Annotated in this window: 16 protein-coding genes, 1 tRNA gene and 2 pseudogenes; 9 read left to right on the top strand and 10 right to left on the bottom strand. The window is 72.5% G+C overall.

Going from position 1 to position 18743, the window contains the following annotated elements:
• Positions 1-9 precede the first annotated feature (9 nt).
• Positions 10-1758 carry an RICIN domain-containing protein gene (locus tag CIK06_RS09995; RefSeq protein WP_095564594.1) on the top strand — a complete coding sequence of 583 codons (1749 nt, stop codon included), beginning with the start codon at positions 10-12 and terminating at the stop codon, positions 1756-1758.
• A gap of 143 nt (positions 1759-1901) precedes the next feature.
• Here CIK06_RS09995 and CIK06_RS09990 read toward each other — a convergent pair whose 3' ends face one another.
• Entirely contained in the window at positions 1902-2885 is a 984-nt protein-coding gene (locus CIK06_RS09990) for an NAD(P)-dependent alcohol dehydrogenase (RefSeq protein WP_095564593.1), read from the bottom strand.
• Positions 2886-2997: 112 nt separating this feature from the next.
• On the opposite strand from CIK06_RS09990, the gene CIK06_RS09985 reads away from it, so the two are divergent.
• A complete protein-coding gene (locus CIK06_RS09985) occupies positions 2998-3714 on the top strand; it encodes a TetR/AcrR family transcriptional regulator (RefSeq protein ID WP_095564592.1) in 717 nt (238 codons plus the stop codon).
• Positions 3715-3826: 112 nt separating this feature from the next.
• Here CIK06_RS09985 and CIK06_RS09980 read toward each other — a convergent pair whose 3' ends face one another.
• The 4 genes from CIK06_RS09980 to CIK06_RS09965 form a co-directional block, all read right to left on the bottom strand.
• A complete protein-coding gene (locus CIK06_RS09980; RefSeq protein ID WP_095564591.1) occupies positions 3827-4804 on the bottom strand; it encodes a bile acid:sodium symporter family protein in 978 nt (325 codons plus the stop codon).
• A 67-nt stretch (positions 4805-4871) separates the two neighbouring features.
• Positions 4872-5669, bottom strand: coding sequence for an SDR family oxidoreductase (locus CIK06_RS09975; RefSeq protein ID WP_157756692.1), 798 nt, complete (start codon positions 5667-5669; stop codon positions 4872-4874).
• On the bottom strand, positions 5669-6616 hold the full coding sequence (locus CIK06_RS09970; protein ID WP_095564589.1) for an NAD-dependent epimerase/dehydratase family protein: 948 nt from the start codon (positions 6614-6616) through the stop codon (positions 5669-5671). Before CIK06_RS09970 ends, CIK06_RS09975 begins: the two co-directional genes overlap by 1 nt.
• Before the next feature lie 5 nt (positions 6617-6621).
• A complete protein-coding gene (locus CIK06_RS09965) occupies positions 6622-8397 on the bottom strand; it encodes a thiamine pyrophosphate-binding protein (protein WP_095564588.1) in 1776 nt (591 codons plus the stop codon).
• Between the two features lie 136 nt (positions 8398-8533).
• On the opposite strand from CIK06_RS09965, the gene CIK06_RS29895 reads away from it, so the two are divergent.
• From CIK06_RS29895 to CIK06_RS09940, 6 genes are all read left to right on the top strand, one after another.
• A complete protein-coding gene (locus tag CIK06_RS29895) occupies positions 8534-9316 on the top strand; it encodes a hypothetical protein (protein ID WP_198348175.1) in 783 nt (260 codons plus the stop codon).
• Positions 9268-9657, top strand: a complete 390-nt coding sequence (locus CIK06_RS09960) for a helix-turn-helix domain-containing protein (protein WP_198348174.1) — start codon at positions 9268-9270, stop codon at positions 9655-9657. Before CIK06_RS29895 ends, CIK06_RS09960 begins: the two co-directional genes overlap by 49 nt.
• A gap of 146 nt (positions 9658-9803) precedes the next feature.
• Positions 9804-10364, top strand: coding sequence for a TetR/AcrR family transcriptional regulator (locus CIK06_RS09955; RefSeq protein ID WP_232534120.1), 561 nt, complete (start codon positions 9804-9806; stop codon positions 10362-10364).
• A gap of 34 nt (positions 10365-10398) precedes the next feature.
• Complete coding sequence (locus tag CIK06_RS09950) at positions 10399-12027, top strand: isovaleryl-CoA dehydrogenase (RefSeq protein ID WP_095564586.1); 1629 nt, start codon at positions 10399-10401, stop codon at positions 12025-12027.
• A 276-nt stretch (positions 12028-12303) separates the two neighbouring features.
• The gene (locus CIK06_RS09945) at positions 12304-12948 is read left to right on the top strand and encodes an MOSC domain-containing protein (RefSeq protein WP_198348173.1); all 645 of its coding nucleotides are present in this window, start codon (positions 12304-12306) and stop codon (positions 12946-12948) included.
• 71 nt (positions 12949-13019) lie between these two features.
• Positions 13020-13883 (top strand): HNH endonuclease, encoded by an 864-nt coding sequence (locus CIK06_RS09940; protein ID WP_095564585.1) that lies wholly within the window; start codon positions 13020-13022, stop codon positions 13881-13883.
• A gap of 247 nt (positions 13884-14130) precedes the next feature.
• On the opposite strand, the gene mraY is transcribed toward CIK06_RS09940, so the two are convergent.
• From mraY to CIK06_RS09920, 4 genes and pseudogenes are all read right to left on the bottom strand, one after another.
• Positions 14131-15246: a phospho-N-acetylmuramoyl-pentapeptide-transferase gene (mraY, locus tag CIK06_RS09935; protein WP_095564584.1), complete on the bottom strand. Its 1116-nt coding sequence runs from the start codon at positions 15244-15246 to the stop codon at positions 14131-14133.
• A 559-nt stretch (positions 15247-15805) separates the two neighbouring features.
• Positions 15806-16213, bottom strand: a pseudogene (locus tag CIK06_RS09930) (XRE family transcriptional regulator); the annotation flags it as partial.
• 216 nt (positions 16214-16429) lie between these two features.
• Positions 16430-16501 (bottom strand) — tRNA-Val (locus CIK06_RS09925).
• A 50-nt stretch (positions 16502-16551) separates the two neighbouring features.
• Positions 16552-17010 (bottom strand): TIGR02611 family protein, encoded by a 459-nt coding sequence (locus tag CIK06_RS09920; protein ID WP_095564583.1) that lies wholly within the window; start codon positions 17008-17010, stop codon positions 16552-16554.
• 366 nt (positions 17011-17376) lie between these two features.
• On the opposite strand from CIK06_RS09920, the gene CIK06_RS09915 reads away from it, so the two are divergent.
• Entirely contained in the window at positions 17377-17808 is a 432-nt protein-coding gene (locus tag CIK06_RS09915) for an SsgA family sporulation/cell division regulator (protein ID WP_095564582.1), read from the top strand.
• Between the two features lie 122 nt (positions 17809-17930).
• On the opposite strand, the pseudogene CIK06_RS09910 reads toward CIK06_RS09915, so the two are convergent.
• Positions 17931-18706, bottom strand: a pseudogene (locus CIK06_RS09910) (SDR family oxidoreductase).
• Positions 18707-18743 lie beyond the last annotated feature (37 nt).

Here is an 18743-nt window from a genome sequence, read left to right as displayed (position 1 = left end):
TCCCCCGACATGACACAGATCGTCCACGCCGGACGGCGGCGACGAGTCCGCCGCTGCCTGCTGGCGACCTCGGCGGTGGCCGTCGCCAGCACGCTCGTCGCCAGCCTGTCCCTGACCCCCGCGTCGGCGGCGGCCGCGTCGAACACGTTGACCGTCAACGCCAACCAGGTCCTGCGTCCGGTCACGCACGTGGCGACCGGCAGCCTCTACGGACTGGCCAACGCCACCCAGCCGACGGTGGCGCTCGCCCAGGCCATCAAGCCGAACACCTTCGTCCAGATGCCCGCGGGCGGGCACCAGCAGCCCACCGGCGACATCTCCGTGGTGGCCCCGACCGCGGTCGCCGTCGGCGCGAAGCTGGTCAACCGGCTCTCCGACTACTACGCCGGCTGGCCGTACCAGTTCAGCTGGAGCACCTGGACGCCGTTCGTCAACTCGCAGATCACCGCGATGAAGCAGGCGTCCTACTACAACAGCATCTCCGCCTACGAGCTGTGGAACGAGTCGGACAACACCTGGCAGTCGGCCAACGGCACGTACGAGGACTTCTGGACCACGACCTTCCGCCAGGTCCGCTCGATCGACGCGACCAAGCCGATCCAGGGTCCCAGCTTCTCGGACAACATCAGCGACATGCGCAACTTCCTGCAGAACGCCGTCGCGACGAACACCGTGCCGGACATCCTGGCCTGGCACGAGCTGTCGAACTCCTCGAAGATCGCCGGCGACGTGGCAACGGTGCAGGCGATCGAGGACCAGCTCGGCATCGCCCGCCGGCCGATCGCGATCGAGGAGTACGCCGCACCGGGCGAGGTCGGCCTGCCCGGACCGCTCGTGGGCTACATCTCGAAGTTCGAGCGGCTCGGCATCCGCGACGCCGAACTGCCCTTCTGGAACCAGTCCGGCGCCCTGGGCGACCTGCTGACCGGCCGCGGCGGCAGCCCGAACGCCGCCTACTGGCTCTACACCTGGTACGCGGACATGAGCGGCAACATGGTCGTGACGACGCCGCCCGCGCAGACCGGCATCGACGGCTTCGCCTCGGTACCCTCGGGCAACAACCAGGTCAGCATCGTCGTCGGCCACTGCTCCGGCTCCTGCGCGGTCACCGTCAACGGGCTCAACTCGCTGAGCCTCGGCAGCACGGTGAACGTGAAGGTCGAGCAGACCGTCTCGCTGGGCCGCACGGTCGCCTCCGCCGGCCCGAGCACCATCTCGACCTCGACGTACACCCCGTCCAACGGCACGATCTCGGTCCCGGTCACGATGTCCACAAACGACGCGTACCGGATCACGATCACCCCCGGCTCCGGCACGCCGCCCTCCTCCGACCTGGCCGGCACCTACCGGATCACGAACGCCAACAGCGGGCTGCGGCTCGACACGCAGAACTCCGGCACCGCCTGGGGCACGCTCGTCGTCCAGGCCACCGCCAGCAGCAGTACGTCGCAGGTCTGGTCGCTGGTCGCCGCGGGCGGCGGACAGTACAAGATCGTCGACCAGTTGAGCGGCCTGGTGCTCGGCATCCAGAACGCCTCGACCAGCTACGGGGCTCCGGCCCTGGTCTGGGGTGACACCGGAACGGCCGACCATCTCTGGACCCCGGTCCCGGACGGCGCCGGCCACTACAAGCTGCAGAACGTCAACAGCGGGCTGCTGCTCGGGGTCAACAACATGAGCACGAGTTCGGGCGCCCAGGTGCTCCAGTGGGGCGACAACGGGACCGCCGACCACCTCTGGACCCTGACCAGGCTCTGACCGTGCCGCGCGCGGCCGGCCGCGCGCGACCGGCCACCCGGTGCACCCGACACACCCGTGATGGTTCCCGCCGCGGGGGCCGCCGACCGGCGGCCCCCGCGGTCGCGGTCGCGTTCACGTCCGCCGGCGCCGGCGCCGGCGGGTCAGACGGTGATGACGACCTTCGCCCGCGCGTGCTCGCCTTCCAGGTACCGGAGGGCCCGGGGCACCTCGTGCAGGGGATAGGTCCGGTCGATGGCCGGGGTGAGCCGGCCGGCCTCGGCGTAGCGGCGCAGCGCGTCGAGGTGCTCCCGGTGCGGCGCCGTGGTCAGCACGGCGATGCGCTGGCGGACCAGCGGCGCCAGCAGCCGCCCGCGGGCGATCAGCCAGATCGGTCCGACCAGGCTGCCGCCGCGGTAGACCCCGCCGCCGGAGAGCACCAGCGTCCCGGCCGGCTTCAGCGCACGCCGGAGCGCGCCGAGTGACCGGTTGCCGACCAGGTCGAGCACGACGTCGTGCCGGCGCGGACCGCGGGTGAAGTCCTGCCGGGTGTAGTCGATCACGTGGTCGGCGCCCAGGGCGCGGACCAGGTCGACGTTGCGGCTGCTGCACACGCCCGTCACGCTCGCGCCCAGCGCCTTGGCCAGTTGGACGGCCAGGGTGCCGACGCCGCCGGAGGCACCGTTGATGAGGACGTGCTGGCCGGGCTCGACCCGCCCGACGTCGCGCAGTCCCATCAGCGCGGTGGTGCCGGCCAGCGGCAGGGCCGCCGACTGCTGCGGCGTCAGGTTCGCCGGCTGCGCCGCGACCTGGGTCTCGGGCACGCGGACGTACTCGGCGAAGGCGCCGTCGGCCTCGCCGAGGTCGCCGAAGACGGCGTCCCCGGGGCGTACCTGCCGGACCTGGGCGCCCACGGCCGTCACCCGGCCGGCGAAGTCCCGGCCACGGATGCGCGCCCGGGGCCGCGTCCGGCCCATCGAGAGCCGCGCCAGCCGGGGATCGCCCCGCATGGCATGCCAGTCGTACGCGTTGAGCGCGGCGGCCTCGACCCGCACGAGGACCTCACCGGCGGCGGGCACCGGTACGGCGACGTCCGCGAGGGTGAGCGTCTCCGGCGGGCCGTACCGGTCCTGGACGATCGCCTTCATTGTCCCCTCCCCTTGGTGTACGGCGTACACCTCCTGTCAGAAACGTAGGTGTACGCCGTACACCCGTCAAGACGGTTATGGTTCAGACCGGCCGCCGGAAGACGAGGACGAGATGGCTGAGCAGGCTGAGACGCTGCGCCGGACGCCGCTGAGCAGGGACCGGATCCTGCGTACCGCCGTCGCGCTCGCCGACGCGGCCGGGATCGACTCGCTCAGCATGCGCAACCTCGCGCAGGAACTGGGCGTCGTGCCGATGGCCCTCTACAAGCACGTGGCCAACAAGGACGAACTGCTCGACGGCATGATCGACGTGGTGATCGGCGAGATCGACCCGCCGGCGCCCGGCTCCGGCTGGAAGCGGGAGATCGGCCGGCGCATCCTGTCGGCCCGGCAGGCGCTGCGCCGCCACCCCTGGGCGCCGCTGGCGATCGAGTCGCGCACCACGGCGACGCCGGCCATCCTCGCCTACCTCGACTCGATGGTCGGGACGTTGCGGGCCGGCGGGTTCTCCACCGACCTGGCCCACCACGTGATGCACGCGATGGGCAGCCGGATGCTGGGCTTCAGCCAGGAACTGTTCGACCCCTCCCGGCAGGCCGGCAGGTCCGGCCCGGCCGAGCCCGAGCCGCCCGCGGCGATGCCGCCGGAGGCCGCCGCCCGGTTCCCGCACCTCGCGGCGATCGCCGCGGCGGCGGCGCACGACGACGGGTCGGTCGTGGGGTCGGGCTGCGACGACCAGTTCGAGTTCGAATTCGCCCTGGACCTGCTGCTGGACGGCATCGAACGGCTGCACCGGCAGGGCTGGACATCCGCGCGCCGGCCGGACTGAGCCGGCCGGACCGAGCCGACCGGACCGAGCCGACCGGACCCAGCCGACCGGACCGAGGCCGACCGGCGCCCCGCCGGCTCAGCAACGACGCCGGCTCAGCAACGGGGCCGGCTCAGGAGTGCGGTACGGCGTCGAACCGTGCCGCGTCCCGCACCGGCCACCGGCGCCACCAGCCGGCCACGGCGAGCGCCGCGATGATGTCCCAGATCCCCCACCAGGCGGCCACCAGGGCCATCCCGCCCAGGCCGTCGAAGTAGCTGAAGACCAGCAGCAGCCCGAGCCCCGCGTTGCGGATGCCGACCTCGAAGGTCATCGCCCGCGCGCTGCCTCCGGGCAGCCGGGTGAGCCGCGCGATGCCGTAGCCGAGCCCCAGCGCCAGCGCGTCGTGCAGCAGGACGGCCAGGAAGACGATGCCGATGTAGCCGAGGAACAGCGTGAGGTTGTTCGCGAGCGCGATGGCGATGAGGCCGCCGAGCAGCAGGAAACCGGCCGGGCCGACCACCTTCGACGCCCGGGCGGACACCTGCGGGAAGCGGCTGGCCAGCGCGATGCCGGCCAGGAACGGCAGCCCGATGACCAGGCCGACCTCGATGAGCATGTCCACGGGGTTCAGCGCGATGGCCCGCATCATCGGGCCGCCGGTGGGGTGCAGGCTGCCCCACAGGGCGAAGTTGAGCGGCATCAGGACGATGGCGAGCAGGTTGCTCACGGCCGTCATCGACACCGACAGCGCCACATCGCCGCGGGCCAGGTGGGTGACGATGTTCGACACGTTCCCGGGCGGGCAGCAGGCGACGAGGATCATCCCGAGGGCGACCGAGCCGCGCACGTGAAGCGCGAGGGTGAGCGCGAAGGTGATCGCCGGGAGGACGAGGAACTGTGCCGCCACCCCGATGGCGATGCTGCCCGGGCGCCGGGCGGCGCGCCGGAAGTCCTCGACCCGGGTGTCCAGGGCGATCCCGAAGAGAATCGCGCCGATCGCGACGCGCAGGATCACCATCGACTGCTCGTCGAACGCGATCCGGATCGAGTCCACGTCGCCGGTCACCACCTCGGCGAGCGCGGGGGTCGCCTGCACCAGGCCGTTCATTCCGGTTCTCCGCTCCGCTGCGTACCGAGGTGCGGCCGTACCGCACCGAGCCCGACGATCCGCTCGCTCATCCGGGTGTCCCCCGCCCGGCGGCCGTGCCGGTCGCCCGCAGTCGACGCGTCATGAGGCGAACGTAGAGGCCGGGCGCCAGCCGGTTGACGTACCAGGACAGCCACGCGGTGCGGCCGATGAGCACGAGGTCCCGGCCCTGCGCGATGCCCGCGACGATGGCCGCGGCGACGTCGGCGGGCGTGAGTTCCCGGCCCGTGCTGGCGCGTTCGCGGCCCGGCGCCCGGTCGCTGGCCTCCGTCATGCCGCCGGCGACGAAGGTGGGATGGACCAGGGTGACCCGGACGCCGGAGGGCGCCAGCTCGGCGCGCAGCGCCGTGAACAGCCCGGTGACGGCGTGCTTGGCGGCCACGTACGGCGGGCGGCCGAGGACCGGTGCGAAGCCCGCCACGGACCCGACCACGACGATCCGGCCCGCGGCAGCCCGCAGGGCCGGCAGGGCCGCGAGGGTCACCGCGACCGCGCCGAAGTGCGTGACCTCCATGACCCTGCGATGGGTGGCCAGGTCGTGATCCTCGAAGGCGCCGATCGCCGACAGCCCGGCGCAGTGCACCAGCACGTCGATCCGCCCGTGATCGGCCACGATCCGCGCGACGGTGTCCCGCACGGCGGTCTCGTCGGTGATGTCGCAGGCGAGGTAGCGGCCGTCGCCCGGCGGGCAGAACCGGGCCAGGTCCAGTCCCACCACCGTGGCGCCCGCGGAGACCAGCGCCTCGACCAGGCACCGGCCGATCCGTCCCGCGGCGCCGGTGACCACGACGAGGGCGCCGCGCAGTTCTGCGGGGTCGGCCACCATCACGACCGCCTTCCCTGACGGTGCAGCTCGTAGGTCTCCCGGCTGGTCAGCCTGGGCAGCCCGGGAAAGGCGCGGCGCAGCCGGGCGTTGTCCAGCACCGGGCGGTGCCGCAGGAAGTCGACCTGTTCGGGGCCGTACCGTCCCACGCCCAGCCGGCGGCCGAGGGCCAGCGCCCGCCGGACGGTGGCGGCCGGCAGCCGGACGAGCCGGCGCCGCTGCGCGGCGGCGATCTCGGCGAGGGTCACCACCCCGTCCCCGGCCACGTTGTACGTCCCCGTCACGGCGCGCTCCACCCCGGTGGCGATGATCTCGGCGACGTCCTCGTCCCACACGAACACGAACGGGGTGTCGGACTCGCGCAGCCCGAGGATGACCGGCTGGCGGAACAGCGCGGTGATCTGGTTGTCCGTCGTGGTGCCGAGGATCGTTCCCGGGCGCAGCAGCAGGACGCCGAGGTCGGGGTGCAGCCGCCGGGTCCGCGCGACAAGCGCCTCCACCATCGCCTTGTGCCGGGAGTAGGCGAACTCGGGGCTGCCCACGACGGGGGTGTCCTCGTCCAGCAGCCGGCCGTCGTTGCGGGCCGTGTAGCCGTAGGCCGCGCCGGAGGAGAGCACGCTCAGGTGCCCGACGCCGGCCGCCACGCAGGCGTCCAGCACGGCCCGGGTGCCGCCCACCTCGATGGATTCCAGCTCCGCCTCGTCCATCCCACGCGGCGGTTCGACGATCGCCGCGAGGTGCACCACGGCCGTGCTGCGCTGCTCGCGCAGCAGCGCGGCCAGGTCGAGCCGGCGCAGGTCCTCGACGATCTCCAGCACGCCGTCGCGGTGCTCGGCCGGTTTCCGGACGTCCACCGACACCGTGCGGATCCCCGCCGCGACGAACCGGGCGACCACGAGTCGGCCGAGGTAGCCGCTGCCCCCGGTGACGAGGACGCGTTGCGCCGGCATCCCGCTCACCCCTTCGGCTCCTGGTGCATCTTCTTGAACGCCCGCAGCCCGGGCGCCCACATGTGCCCGACATTGTCGACCTGCACGTGCACGACCGCGGGACCGCCGCAGTCCCTCGCCCGCTCCAGCGCGGCGCGCAGGTCCGTTGCGGACGTGACGTACTCGCCGTGCGCGCCGAGCGCCGTCGCGAGCTGGTCGTACCGGCACGCCTCGAAGTCCGCGTACACGACCTGATCATCGGGCAGCGAGGCGTTCCAGACCACCTTGCGCACGACGGTCGCCAGGGGCGCCGCGGCGATCTGTTGACTCATCTTGACCATGCCCCACTGGCCGTCGACGAAGACCACGAAGACGATCGGCAGGTCGAGCCGGACCGCGGACTCGATCTCGCTGGCGTGCATGCCGAACGCGCCGTCACCGATCAGGCAGCACACCCGCCGGTCCGGCGCGGCGGCCGCGGCGCCGAGCGCCTGCCCGAGGCCGGCGCCGAGCATGCCGAACTTGAACGTCGAGAGGATGGACCGCGGCACCCGGGCCTCGTGGTAGAAGTTCGCCCAGACGACGGTGTTGCCGCCGTCGAAGACCCACACCGTGTCCTCGGGCATGATCTCCTGGGCGACCGCCGCCACCGACCCGGGATGCACGGGCGCGGCGGACGCGGCCGGGGCCAGCGGCTTGTCGAGCTTGGCCCGCACCTCCGCCCTGGCCGCCTGCCAACCGTCGAGCCGGTCGAGCCGCTCGGCCCGGTTCGGTACGTCCAGCGCGGCGACCGCGTCGGCCAGCGCGCGCAGCGCCTCCCGGGCGTCGGCCACCAGCGCGATCTCCACGGGCTTGTTGACGCCGACGCGCTCCTCGTCGACGTCGATCTGGATCGTGCGTTGCCGCCCCGGCGGACCCCAGTTCGGGGCCTTGCCCCACCAGTCGGTCTCGCCCAGCCGGGAGCCGACGACGAGGACCACGTCGGCGGCGGAGCGGACCTTGTCGTTGAGGTCGAGCGCGGTCATCGGGATGGCCTCGCGCCGGCTCTCCGGCAGCGCGCCGCGGGCCGCCCAGGACGTGGTGACGGGGGCGGCGAGCAGGTCGGCCAGCCGCGCCAGCTCCGCCTCGGCGCCCGCGTGGTAGACCCCGGAACCGGCGTGGATGACCGGTTGGGCCGCCGCCGCCAGCAGCTGGGCCGCCCGGTCGACGAGCACCGGGTCGGGTTGCAGCGGCGCGACCCGGCGGTACGTGTGGGGCGGGCGGACCGCGTCCGGGCCAAGGCCGGTCGGCCCGTTGATGAGATCCTCCGGCACGTCCAGGTGCACGACGCCGGGCCGGCCGGTGAAGCAGATCCGCAGCGCCCGGCGCAGCAGTTCGGGGATGCGGTCGGCCGACGGCACGTACCCGGACCACTTCGACATCGGCCCGATCACCGCCGACTGGTCGAAGTACTGGTACGCGCCGCCGCGGTCCGGGTGGCCCACCCCGACCCGGCGGGCGGAGGTGATGAGCAGGACGCGGTTGCCCTCGCCCTCCTCCACCGCCACCCCGGGCAGCACGTTCGCCACGCCGGGACCGTTGGAGGCCATCACCACGCCGAGCCGGCCGGTCAGCCGCGCGTACGCGCCGGCCATGTGCGCGGCGGCCGCCTCGTGCCGCGGCGAGTGCAGCGTGATGCCCGCCCCGGCCAGCGCCCGGTACAGCCCGAAGTACGTCCCGTCGATGATCCCGAAGAGGTCCTCGACCCCTTCCGCGGCGAGCATCCGCGCGATCAGCTCACCACCGGTCATGCCCTTGGACATCTACCGAGCCCCCTTGTCGACGTTGTGGCCGCGGACAGGAAACCTAGGCGTCCCGGCCCCGATGTGTCTTGGACCTGCCGCCCAGCGGCGGCCGGCTCGTTGTGACGCGCCACAAGCAGGGGGCACAATCGGGCCGGTGAGCGATGCAGCGAACTGGGACGAGATCGTCGCGCTCATCGAGTCGGTCTCCGCCACGCCGAGGCTGCTGTCCGAGGCCGTCCGCGACGTACGGGCCTCAAGCCGGGTGCTGGCCACCCTCGACGCCGCCGATGTGGCCCGGCACACCCGGGACCTGATGACCGCGGCCACCCGGGCCATCGCGGCCCGGCGCGGGCCGACCGAGGCGGAACTCGCCTTCGTCGAGGACCTCGCGGTCACCCGCGCCCAGCAGGGCATCCCGATCTCCGAGGTGCTGGCCGCCATCCACATCGCCGCGCGCCGGATCTGGGCCGAGACGGGCGCGCTGGCCCGCGAACTCGCGGTCGACAGCACGCTGCTGCTCCAGGCGCACGAACTCTACGACGACTGGGCCGAGGCGGTCCGGCAGCGGCTGCTCGCCGCGCACCGGGCGGCCGAGGTCCCGGGCCGCCTGCCCCGCCGGGATCACGACGACGAGGTGGTCCGCCGGCTGCTGCAGGGCGGCTCGGCCGCCGTGCTGGCCGCCGCCGACCTGGGGATCGGCCCGGACGGGGTCTGGGTGGGCGTGGCCCGCGATCCCGAGGCGATCGGCTGGGTGCGGTCCTGCCTGCGCCGGCCCGGGTGCTGGGGGTCGACGACGGAAAGCTCGTCCTGGTGGCCTCGCGGATGCCCGGCGGCGACGCCGGGGCGGGCATCGCGATGGGCGTCGCCGGGCCGGGGGACGTGCGCGAGGTGCCCCAGCTACGCCGGCTGGCGTCCGCGGCGACCGGGGCCGCGATGACGCTGGGCCGCGCCGGCACCGTGCACGTCGCCGACCTGGCGCCCGTGGCCGCGCTGCTGGAACGCCCCGACCTCGGGGCGGCCCTGGTCGACCGGCACCGGGCGGCGCTGGCCACGCTGGGCGCGCACCGCGAGGCGATCCTGCACACCGTGCGGCTCTGGCTCGAACACGGCCGGGACGCCAACCGCGCCGCGCGGGCGGCGTTCGTCCACCCGAACACCGTACGCAATCGCGTCAACGCGCTCTGCTCGGCCACCGGCCTGGACCCCGGCGGCGTCTTCGACGCCGTGTCGCTGTGGTGGCTGTGCCGGCAGGCCGGCGGCGCGGAGCCGCCCGGCTGACCGGGGCGCCGGCGGGCTTCCGCCCCCGCCGGCGGCACGCCCCCGACCGGCGGCACGCCCCCGACCGGCGGCCTTCCCCCTGCCGTCGACGCTCCCCGGCCGGCCGCCCTGGCCGTCAAGGGTTGAATGGTGGTTCAATCCTTGGTGTGGTCTACCGGAGCACCGAGCGGGTCAGGGCGCGGCTGAGCGCGTCGCGCGAGCGGATCGTCGCCGCCGCCCTGGAGATCATGGCCGAGCACGGCTACGCCGGCTGCTCGGTCGCCACCATCGCCGAGCGGGCCGGGCTGGCGACCGGCAGCGTCTACCGCCACTTCCCCACCAAGGCCGACCTGTTCGCCGAGGTATTCCGCACCGCCGCACAGCGCGAGGTCGACGCCGTCGCCCGCGCCGCGGCGGCCGAAACCACCGTCGCCGCGCGGGTGGCCGCGGTCATCGAGACGTTCTGCGGCCGCGCCCTACAGTCCCCACGGCTGGCGTACGCCCTGCTCGCCGAGCCGGTCGACCCGGCCGTCGACGCCGAGCGGCTGGTCTTCCGGCGCGCGTACGCCCGGCTGCTCGCCGGGCACGTCGCCGCGGGCGTGGCGAGCGGCGAACTGCCCCCGCAGGACCCCGACCTGGCCGCCACCGCGCTGGTCGGCGCGCTGGCCGAGGCCATGGTCGGCCCGCTGGCCGCCGGGTCGCCGGCCCGCGCACCATCCCCGACCTGACCACCTTCCTCCACCGCGCGCTGGGAGTAGCACCATGACCACACACGAGGTGTTCAACCAGGTACCACCGCTGGTCGGTTACGACACCGCGGACGACCCGGCGCTGCTGGACGGCCTGGCCCGGGAGGGCGCCGGCTGGGCCGCCGCCGAACTGCACGAACTCGGCCGGCTGGGCGGCGCCGAGCCGGCGCTCGAACACGGGCGGCTGGCCAACGAGCACCCGCCGGTGCTGCGCAGCCACGACCGGTACGGCCACCGGATCGACGAGGTGGAGTTCCACCCGGCCTGGCACGAGCTGATGCGGGTGGCGGTCGAGCACGGCCTGCACGCCGCGCCGTGGGCCGACGACCGGCCCGGCGCGCACGTGGCCCGGGCCGCCAAGTTCTACACCTGGCGGCCCGACGCCGGCCACGGCTGCCCGATCTCGATGGCCTACGCCGCCGTACCGGCGCTGCGACACGCTCCCGAACTGGCCGCCCGGTACGAGCCGCTGCTGACCGCCCGCTCGTACGACTTCGGGCTGCGGCCGCCGCTGGGCAAGCGCGGACTGCTGGCCGGCATGTCGATGACCGAGAAGCAGGGCGGCTCCGACGTACGCGCCAACACCACCGCCGCGCACCCGCAGCCCGACGGCAGCTACCGGCTCGTCGGGCACAAGTGGTTCACCTCGGCCCCGATGTGCGACGTGTTCCTCACCCTCGCCCAGGCGCCCGGCGGGCTCACCTGCTTCCTGGTCCCCCGCGTCCTGCCCGACGGCACCCGCAACCCGATCCGGCTGATGCGCTTGAAGGACAAGCTCGGCAACCGGTCCAACGCCTCCGCCGAAATCGAGTACGGGCAGGCGACCGCCTGGCGGGTCGGCGACGAGGGCCGCGGCGTGCGGACCATCGTGGACATGGTCAACCTGACCCGGCTCGACTGCGTGATCGGGGCGGCGGCCGGCATGCGCCAGGGCGTGATCACCGCGGTGCACCACGCCACCCACCGGCGCGCCTTCGACCGCTACCTGGTCGACCAGCCGCTGATGCGCAACGTCCTGGCCGACCTCGCGATCGAGTCGGAGGCCGCCACCGTACTCATGCTCCGGCTGGCCGGCGCGACCGACCGGTCCGCCCGCGGCGACGCCACCGAGACCGCGTTCAAGCGCCTCGCCCTCGCCGTGGGCAAGTACTGGGTCTGCAAGCGCTGGCCGGCGCACGCCGCCGAGGCGCTGGAATGCCTCGGCGGCAACGGCTACGTCGAGGAGTCCGGCCTGCCCCGGCTGTTCCGCGAGTCGCCGCTGAACTCGATCTGGGAGGGCTCGGGCAACGTCGCCGCGCTGGACGTGCTGCGCGCGCTGGTGAAGGAACCCCAGGTCATCGAGGCGTTCCAGGCGGAGCTGACGGCCGCCGCCGGAGCCGACGCCCGGCTGGACGCCGCCGCCGGCCGGCTGCGCGCCGAGCTGTCCGACCACGCCGACCTCGAACTGCGGGGCCGCCGCGTCGCCGAACGACTCGCGCTGGTCCTGCAGGGTGCACTGCTCGTACGCCACGGACACCCGGCCGTCGCCGACGCCTTCTGCGCGTCCCGGCTGGGCGGCGACCACGGTACGGCGTACGGCACGCTGCCGGACGGGGTCGACTTCTCCGCCATCATCGCCCGGGCCACCCCGAAGATCGGCTGACGCCGCCCGCCGGCCGCGACGGCGATGCGGCCCTCGGCGATGCCGCCCTCGCGGTGTGGCCCTCGGCGGCCCGGCCCTCGGCGATGCGGCCCTCGGCGGTCCGGCTCACCGGACGTTTCGGCCGAGGGCCGCGACGAGTTGGTCGAGCCAGCGCGCGACCGGGCCGACGGTGAGCATGCCGCTGCCGGCGCCGGCGAGTTCGTCGGCGGCCGGGCACGATCCCGCGCTTCGAGAACGGCTTGGACCACCCGGGCGCGCATCGGTCACAGTCGAATCGTGGCAAACTCCATCGCCGTACGTCATCGTCCCATGGCCGAGATCCTGGAAGGGCTGCACCTCGTGCGGCGCTCCCCCCGGGGTGTCGGCACCCTGGCACTGGCCGTACGCCGGCCCGCCGTGGACGCCCGGGAGCTGATGCCCCGGGCCGAGTTGGACCCCGTCGCCGGGATGGTCGGCGACAGTTGGAGCCAACGGCCCAGCTCGCGGACGGTCGACCGGTCACCGCACCCCGAGATGCAGCTGAACGTCATCAACTCCCGGTTCGTCGAACTGATCGCCGGGCCCGACCGGGACGCCTGGGCGCTCGCCGGAGATCAGCTCTACCTCGATCTCGACCTGAGCGTCGAGACCCTGCCGGCCGGTTCCCGCCTGGCGATCGGCGACCGGGCCGTGATCGAGGTGACCGAAGAGCCGCACAACGGCTGCGCCAAGTTCGCCGCCCGGTTCGGCCGCGACGCCCACAAGATCGTCTGGAGCGAGGAGGGTAAGCGCCTGCGGCTGCGCGGCCTCAACGCCCGGGTGCTGGTCGGCGCGACGATCCAGGCCGGCGATCCCGTACGGCAACTCGACGGCGGTCGCGACGTCGAAGACGTACGCCGGACCGCCGGTCCGGGCGGCCCACCGATCGGCCTCGACCACTGAGGACCAGCGGAGGGCGTCGGCACCTCCGGTGATCTACGCTGAGGGCCGTCGGCTTGCTCGCGGGAGGGTGGATGCCTACGACGGCGGACTACCTCGCGATCACCCCGTCGGCGGCCCGTGCCCAGTGGCGCTCGATCCTCGTCCGGCCGTGGGCCGTCGAGGGCCGCCGGCAGGTCGCCTTCACCCCGGTGGAAACGCTGCTGTGCCTGGCCGCGAGCCTGCTGGTCAACCACCGCCGCTACGGCGCCCGGCACGAGGTGGAGGTCGCCGCCCGGCTGCTCGGCGGTCAGGACGACCTGGCGTCCGTGTACCGGATCATCGTGCGGGCGGCCCGCGACGTCGGCGTCACGGACGACGAACTGCCCGACTTCCTGTACCTGGAGCACGACGACGCGCCGCTGATCCTGCTCGGCCAGGACGAGTTGACCACCGGCGACATTGTCGACGCCGTCCACACGGAGCACCCCGGGGTGACCGATGAACTGACCGAAGTGCTCCTGATCGCCGCGGCGCGTGTGGGGCAGCATCGCTTTGCCCGCGACGTACTGCGCAACCATGGCCACCGCTGCTTGTTCTGCGGGCTGGCGGTGACCATCGACGACCGACGTGCCCCGCGGATGCTCGTCGCCTCCCACATCAAACCGTGGCGTGCGAGCGACCCGCATGAACGCCTCGACGTCGCCAACGGCCTCACCGCCTGCCCGACACACGACGTCGCGTTCGACACCGGTCTGCTCACCGTCAACGGCGGGCTGCGCATCCACATCCACGCCGACCTGCACCGCAGGGTCGACAGCGACCCGGCTCTGCACGCCGCGTTCGGCCGGCCGCCACTCGCCGAGCGTCTCCTCCTGCCCGCCGACGCCCTGCCGCCCCAGCGCGCCTACCTCGACTGGCACCGAACCCACGTGTACCGCGAGGCACGAACCACCTGAGCACGTTGTTCCGCAGCCGCGTGCCCGCACATTCCTTTGGCCGTCACGAACGGTGACCTCGCTGACTGCGACAACATATTTGGCGGTTATACCTGAGAGGCATTTTCATGACTCTCAGGCATAACCGTGACAGATGCGTTCGGTCCTGGCGCGGTGTCCGGGTCGACCGGGCCGGCTCGATCGCCCAGTTCGGCCACGTCATCGACCCGCTGTAGCGCCGCCGTCTCGGCGGACGGCCACGGCCCGGTCAACTCGTCGCGACGAGGAAGTTGCCGTAGAAGATGCCCAGCCCGATCACCGCGCACGTCCCCCCGATGATCCAGAACCGGATCGCCACGTTGACCTCGCTCCACCCCTTCATCTCGAAGTGGTGGTGCAGCGGGGAGTTCAGGAAGACCCGTCGACCGGTGGTCTTGTAGGAGATCCGCTGGATGACCAGCGACATCGTGATGATCACAAAGAGCCCGCCGATGATCGGCAACAACAGGACGGTACGGGTGGCCACCGCCATCGCCGCGATCAGACCGCCGATCGCCATCGCCCCGGTGTCACCCATAATGATCTTCGCCGGAGAGGCGTTCCACCACAGGAACCCCACCAACGCCCCGGCCACCGCGGCGGCCAGCATCGCCACCTCCAGCGGATCCCGCACCTGATAGCAGTACTGGAGACCGCTGGCGTTGTAGCCGCCGGGCGCGATGTCGGCGCACCAGTGCCGGTACTGCCAGAACGCGATCAGCCCGTACGCCACCAGCACCATCACGGACACGCCGGCGGCCAACCCGTCCAGCCCGTCGGTGAGATTGACCGCGTTGGTCGTGGCCAGCACCAGCACCACGAACACCGCGACGGCGCCGTACCGGGACAGGTCCAGCCAGTCGATGTCGCGCACGAACGACAGGCTGGTGCTGGCGACCGTCTGCCCGTTGGTGCTCTCATAGGCCAGCGCCACGATCCCGAACGCCACCCCGACCAGCAACTGGCCGACCAGCTTGCCCCGCTCGCTGAGGCCGGCGCTGTTCCGCTCCCGTACCTTCAGGAAGTCGTCGATGAACCCGATGGCGCCGCTGAAGACGTACACGCCCAGCAGCACCAGCCCCGTCATGGTCGGCCCGACCTGGGCGATCTGCGCCGTCGGCAGGCCGGTCAGGGCCAGGTGTCCGGCGACGTACGCGATCACCGTGGCCACGATGACCACCACCCCGCCCATGGTCGGGGTGCCCTGCTTGACCAGGTGGGTCTGTGGCCCGTCGATCCGGATCGGCTGGCCGAGCTTCAGCCGGGTGAACCCCTTGATGGCCAGGGGCGTGCCGAACAGGGACACCAGGAAGGCAACCGCCGTCGCGATGATCACCGCTCTCACCGGGCAACCGCCTCATCTCCCGCCGGCCCGGGGCCGGCCTCCCGCCACCTCCCAGATCCGGCACCGCAAGCCGTTCACCAGGGTCCATCACCAGGCATGGCCGCTCCGGATGTACCGCCCAGGGTCGGCCGCGCCCGCCGAGGATAGCGGTCGAGTACCCGGCAGAGAAGGACCTGGGACCTGGACGCACGCGCTCGCGGCCCTGGCCGACGCATCGAAGGTTCTTCCCTTCGGCGGGCGGCCGTCCGGGCCGCGCCCGGCAACGATGACGGCATGGACCGCGCGCCCTCGACCCCTTCCTCACCGGCGAGGTTGAACTGACCGGCCGCATCGTCGGAGAAGGGCGACCTGCCGCCCGTCCGGCGCGACAGCTCCATCGCCCCTTGTGGAGGGACGCGGCGACCGAGCGTGACTCACACCGACCACCACATACCGCGAATAGGGTGCTACGTTCGGTGACGAAGTGGAGTGGGTAGGGTTTCTACCCCTGGTTCAGGAGACGAGTCCGACCCTCATCGTCAGGTCACGGGCCACAACTACACCGCGACGGTCACGGCGTGAGCAACCCCGGCAACAGCCCGCTGAGCACCGTACGGTGATCCGCCGCCTGATGACGTGCCGCCACCCGGCCGAAAGCCGCTGCCGCAGAGGGGACAACGACTCCGGCGGGGTGGCAGCGGGAAGCGCGACTTCATTCAAGGCCGCCCGGACCGACGCCAACGCCGGATGCGCCGGCCCGTTGACCACAGCAGACCGATCGCCCAGCTCCGCCGCCAAGGCCGACACGTCGATCTTCAGAGCACGTGCGATCCGATCCAGCATGTGAATGCGCGACGGCAGAATCCGATCCGTCTCCACCGCCTTGGCCCGGTCGGCGCCGCGGCCCACCAACCCAGCACCCTCCGAGTCTTCCCGGACCGCTTCCGGTAGACCTTCAACGCTGCCCGAACGTCAACTCCGCGAGCAATCCACCCGGAACCTCCTCGCGTAGCGCGGGACGCACCACCGGCCCATCCGCCGCCGTCACAGCCGACGCTACCGACCGACCCGACGCCTCATAACCCTCGCACGCGTCGACCAGCGCCCGGCCAGGCGATCCTGACCTCTCGCTTGTAACCTCAGCTAGTCACGCAGACGCCAAAAGAGGCCATATCCATCAATCAGATATGGCCTCTGAGCTGCGTGGGCGATACTGGGATCGAACCAGTGACCTCTTCGGTGTGAACGAAGCGCTCTCCCGCTGAGCTAATCGCCCTCAGCGCCGTGAACTGTACCCGATCCGGTGCCGGGTGCGCACATCCGGGGTCAGTGCGCCGCGAGGACGTCCCGGGCCACGGCGAGGACGTCGATGCCGAGGCTGTACTTGAGCGAGAGCCAGACGACCACCGCCACGAACACCAGTCCGACCGCGCCGAGCAGCAGCCGTACCGGCCACGGCCGGCCGCCGACCCATTGTGTCCAGGCCCGGAGGTGCTGGCGGGTGAACGTGAGCAGCCGACGCGCCCAGTGGAACTCGACCGCCCAGATGGCCAGACCAGCTAGGACGATCAGCCAGCCGGGACCAGGCAAAGGGATGAGGGCCGCGCCGAGTGCCACCACGAGCGCGCCGACGAGGCCGACCACGATCTTGAGCAGGATCCGGCCGGTGGGGTTGGCCCGGATGAGGGCGAGGGCGGTCCTGGCCCGCCGCCAGCGCCGGGCCGCGGCGGTCGCCGGCTCCTCGATCGCGGTACGGCTCTCCGCGTCGCGCCGCTCCTCGGACACCTGACTCCCCGCTCGGAACGCCCGTTTCCGGCCTCGGGATCACCCAGAGCCGATCCACCGGATTGCTCCAATGAGGATGGTTTCGTGGCCATTTCCTCCCCCAGTGTCCCCCGATAGCGTCACTCCAAGGGACGACTGGACGTTACCGGAGTGAGCCGACGCCTGAAGCATCCCGGCCCGATCGCAGCGAGTTACGTGGGCAGAACTGGAAACGCTACCTGAATTCCACCCTTTCAGCAGCGCTTTCGGGCCCCTTCCCACCACTGGGTGAGATCAGCGTATGGCGGAGCGTAGCTACGACGAGCACCTGAGTATGGGAAAAGCGGGCCACGCAGAGCCCGCAGGGGTGCCGGGGGGAGAACGTCCATGAGTGTCATCCGACCGACAGCTGTCGAGGTCGAGACGTCGTTGCGGCTGGTGGCGCCAGACGCCACCGCCTTGCCCGTACGGGCAAGCCTACGCTACGACCCTGCTGACCCGTATGCGGTTCATGTCCTATTTCATGCCGAGTCGGCCGGTGGCGAAGCCGTAAGCTGGTCCTTTGCCCGGGAACTCCTGGTCACCGGCCTGGACGAGCCGGCCGGAATCGGCGACGTCCGGGTCTGGCCGTGGGCGACTCCCCGCGGCGACTTCGTCGCCCTGGCCCTGTCCTCGCCCGATGGCAACGCCCTGTTCGAGGTGCCGCGCAGCGTCCTGGTCCGGTTCCTGCGCCGGACGTACGTGGTGGTCCCGCGCGGCCGGGAGGGCGAGCACCTGGACGTCGACACGGCCGTGACCCGGCTGCTGGCCGGTCGCTGACCGTACGCCGGCGCGGCCGGCGACGGATGGGACCGGCGACGGATGGGACCGGCGACGGATGGGACCGGCGACGGATTCCGTACGCGACGCCGGCGGCGACCGGGGACCGTTTCCGGCACGGCTCAGCCGTGGGTGGTGACTCCGCCGTCCACCGGGATCACCGCTCCGGTCAGATACGCCCCGGCGCGGGAGGCCAGGTAGATGGCGGTGCCGGCCATGTCGTCGGGCCGGCCGATGCGGCCCAGCGGCACCTGGTGCTCGACGGTGGCCCGGGTCTGCGGGTCGTCCAGGGCGAACGCCGTCATCTTGCTCTCGAACGGGCCGGGCGCGATCGCGTTGACCGTGATCCGCTCGGGGGCGAGCTGGTGGGCGAGACTGCGGGTCAGCATGTGTACGGCCGCCTTCGTCGCCGAGTAGGCGTACACCTCCATCCGCGGCACCCGGATGCCGTCGATGGAGCCGATGTTGATCACTCGGGCCGGGTCCTCCGCGGTCGCGGAGGCGCGCAGCGCCGGAAGCAGCGCGGTGGTCAGCCGGAAGACGGCCTTCACGTTGACCGCCCAGAGCTTGTCGAAGGCGCTTTCCGGGTACGCCTCCAGCGGCGCGCCCCAGGTCGCGCCGGCGTTGTTGATCAGTACGTCCAGCGCGTCCGCCCGGCCCCGGACCGCCGCGGCGAGCCGGTCGGCGCCCTCGCCGCTGGACAGGTCCGCCGGAACGGCCACGCAGTCGCCGTACTGCGACAGCGACTCGGCCGCCGCGGCGCAGGCGTCCGGTTTCCGCGAGGAGATGATGACCCGCGCTCCGGCCTCGACGAAGCCTCGGGCGACCATCAGGCCGATCCCCGCGAGCCGCCGGTGACCAGCACCGTCTTTCCGTCGACCGCGAACAGACCCGACATGCGTACCCCTTGCGGTGCAAACCGGCGGCCACCGTCC

The organism is Plantactinospora sp. KBS50 (assembly GCF_002285795.1).
GTDB lineage: Bacteria > Actinomycetota > Actinomycetes > Mycobacteriales > Micromonosporaceae > KBS50.
This window is presented reverse-complemented; position numbering and strand designations above follow the sequence as displayed.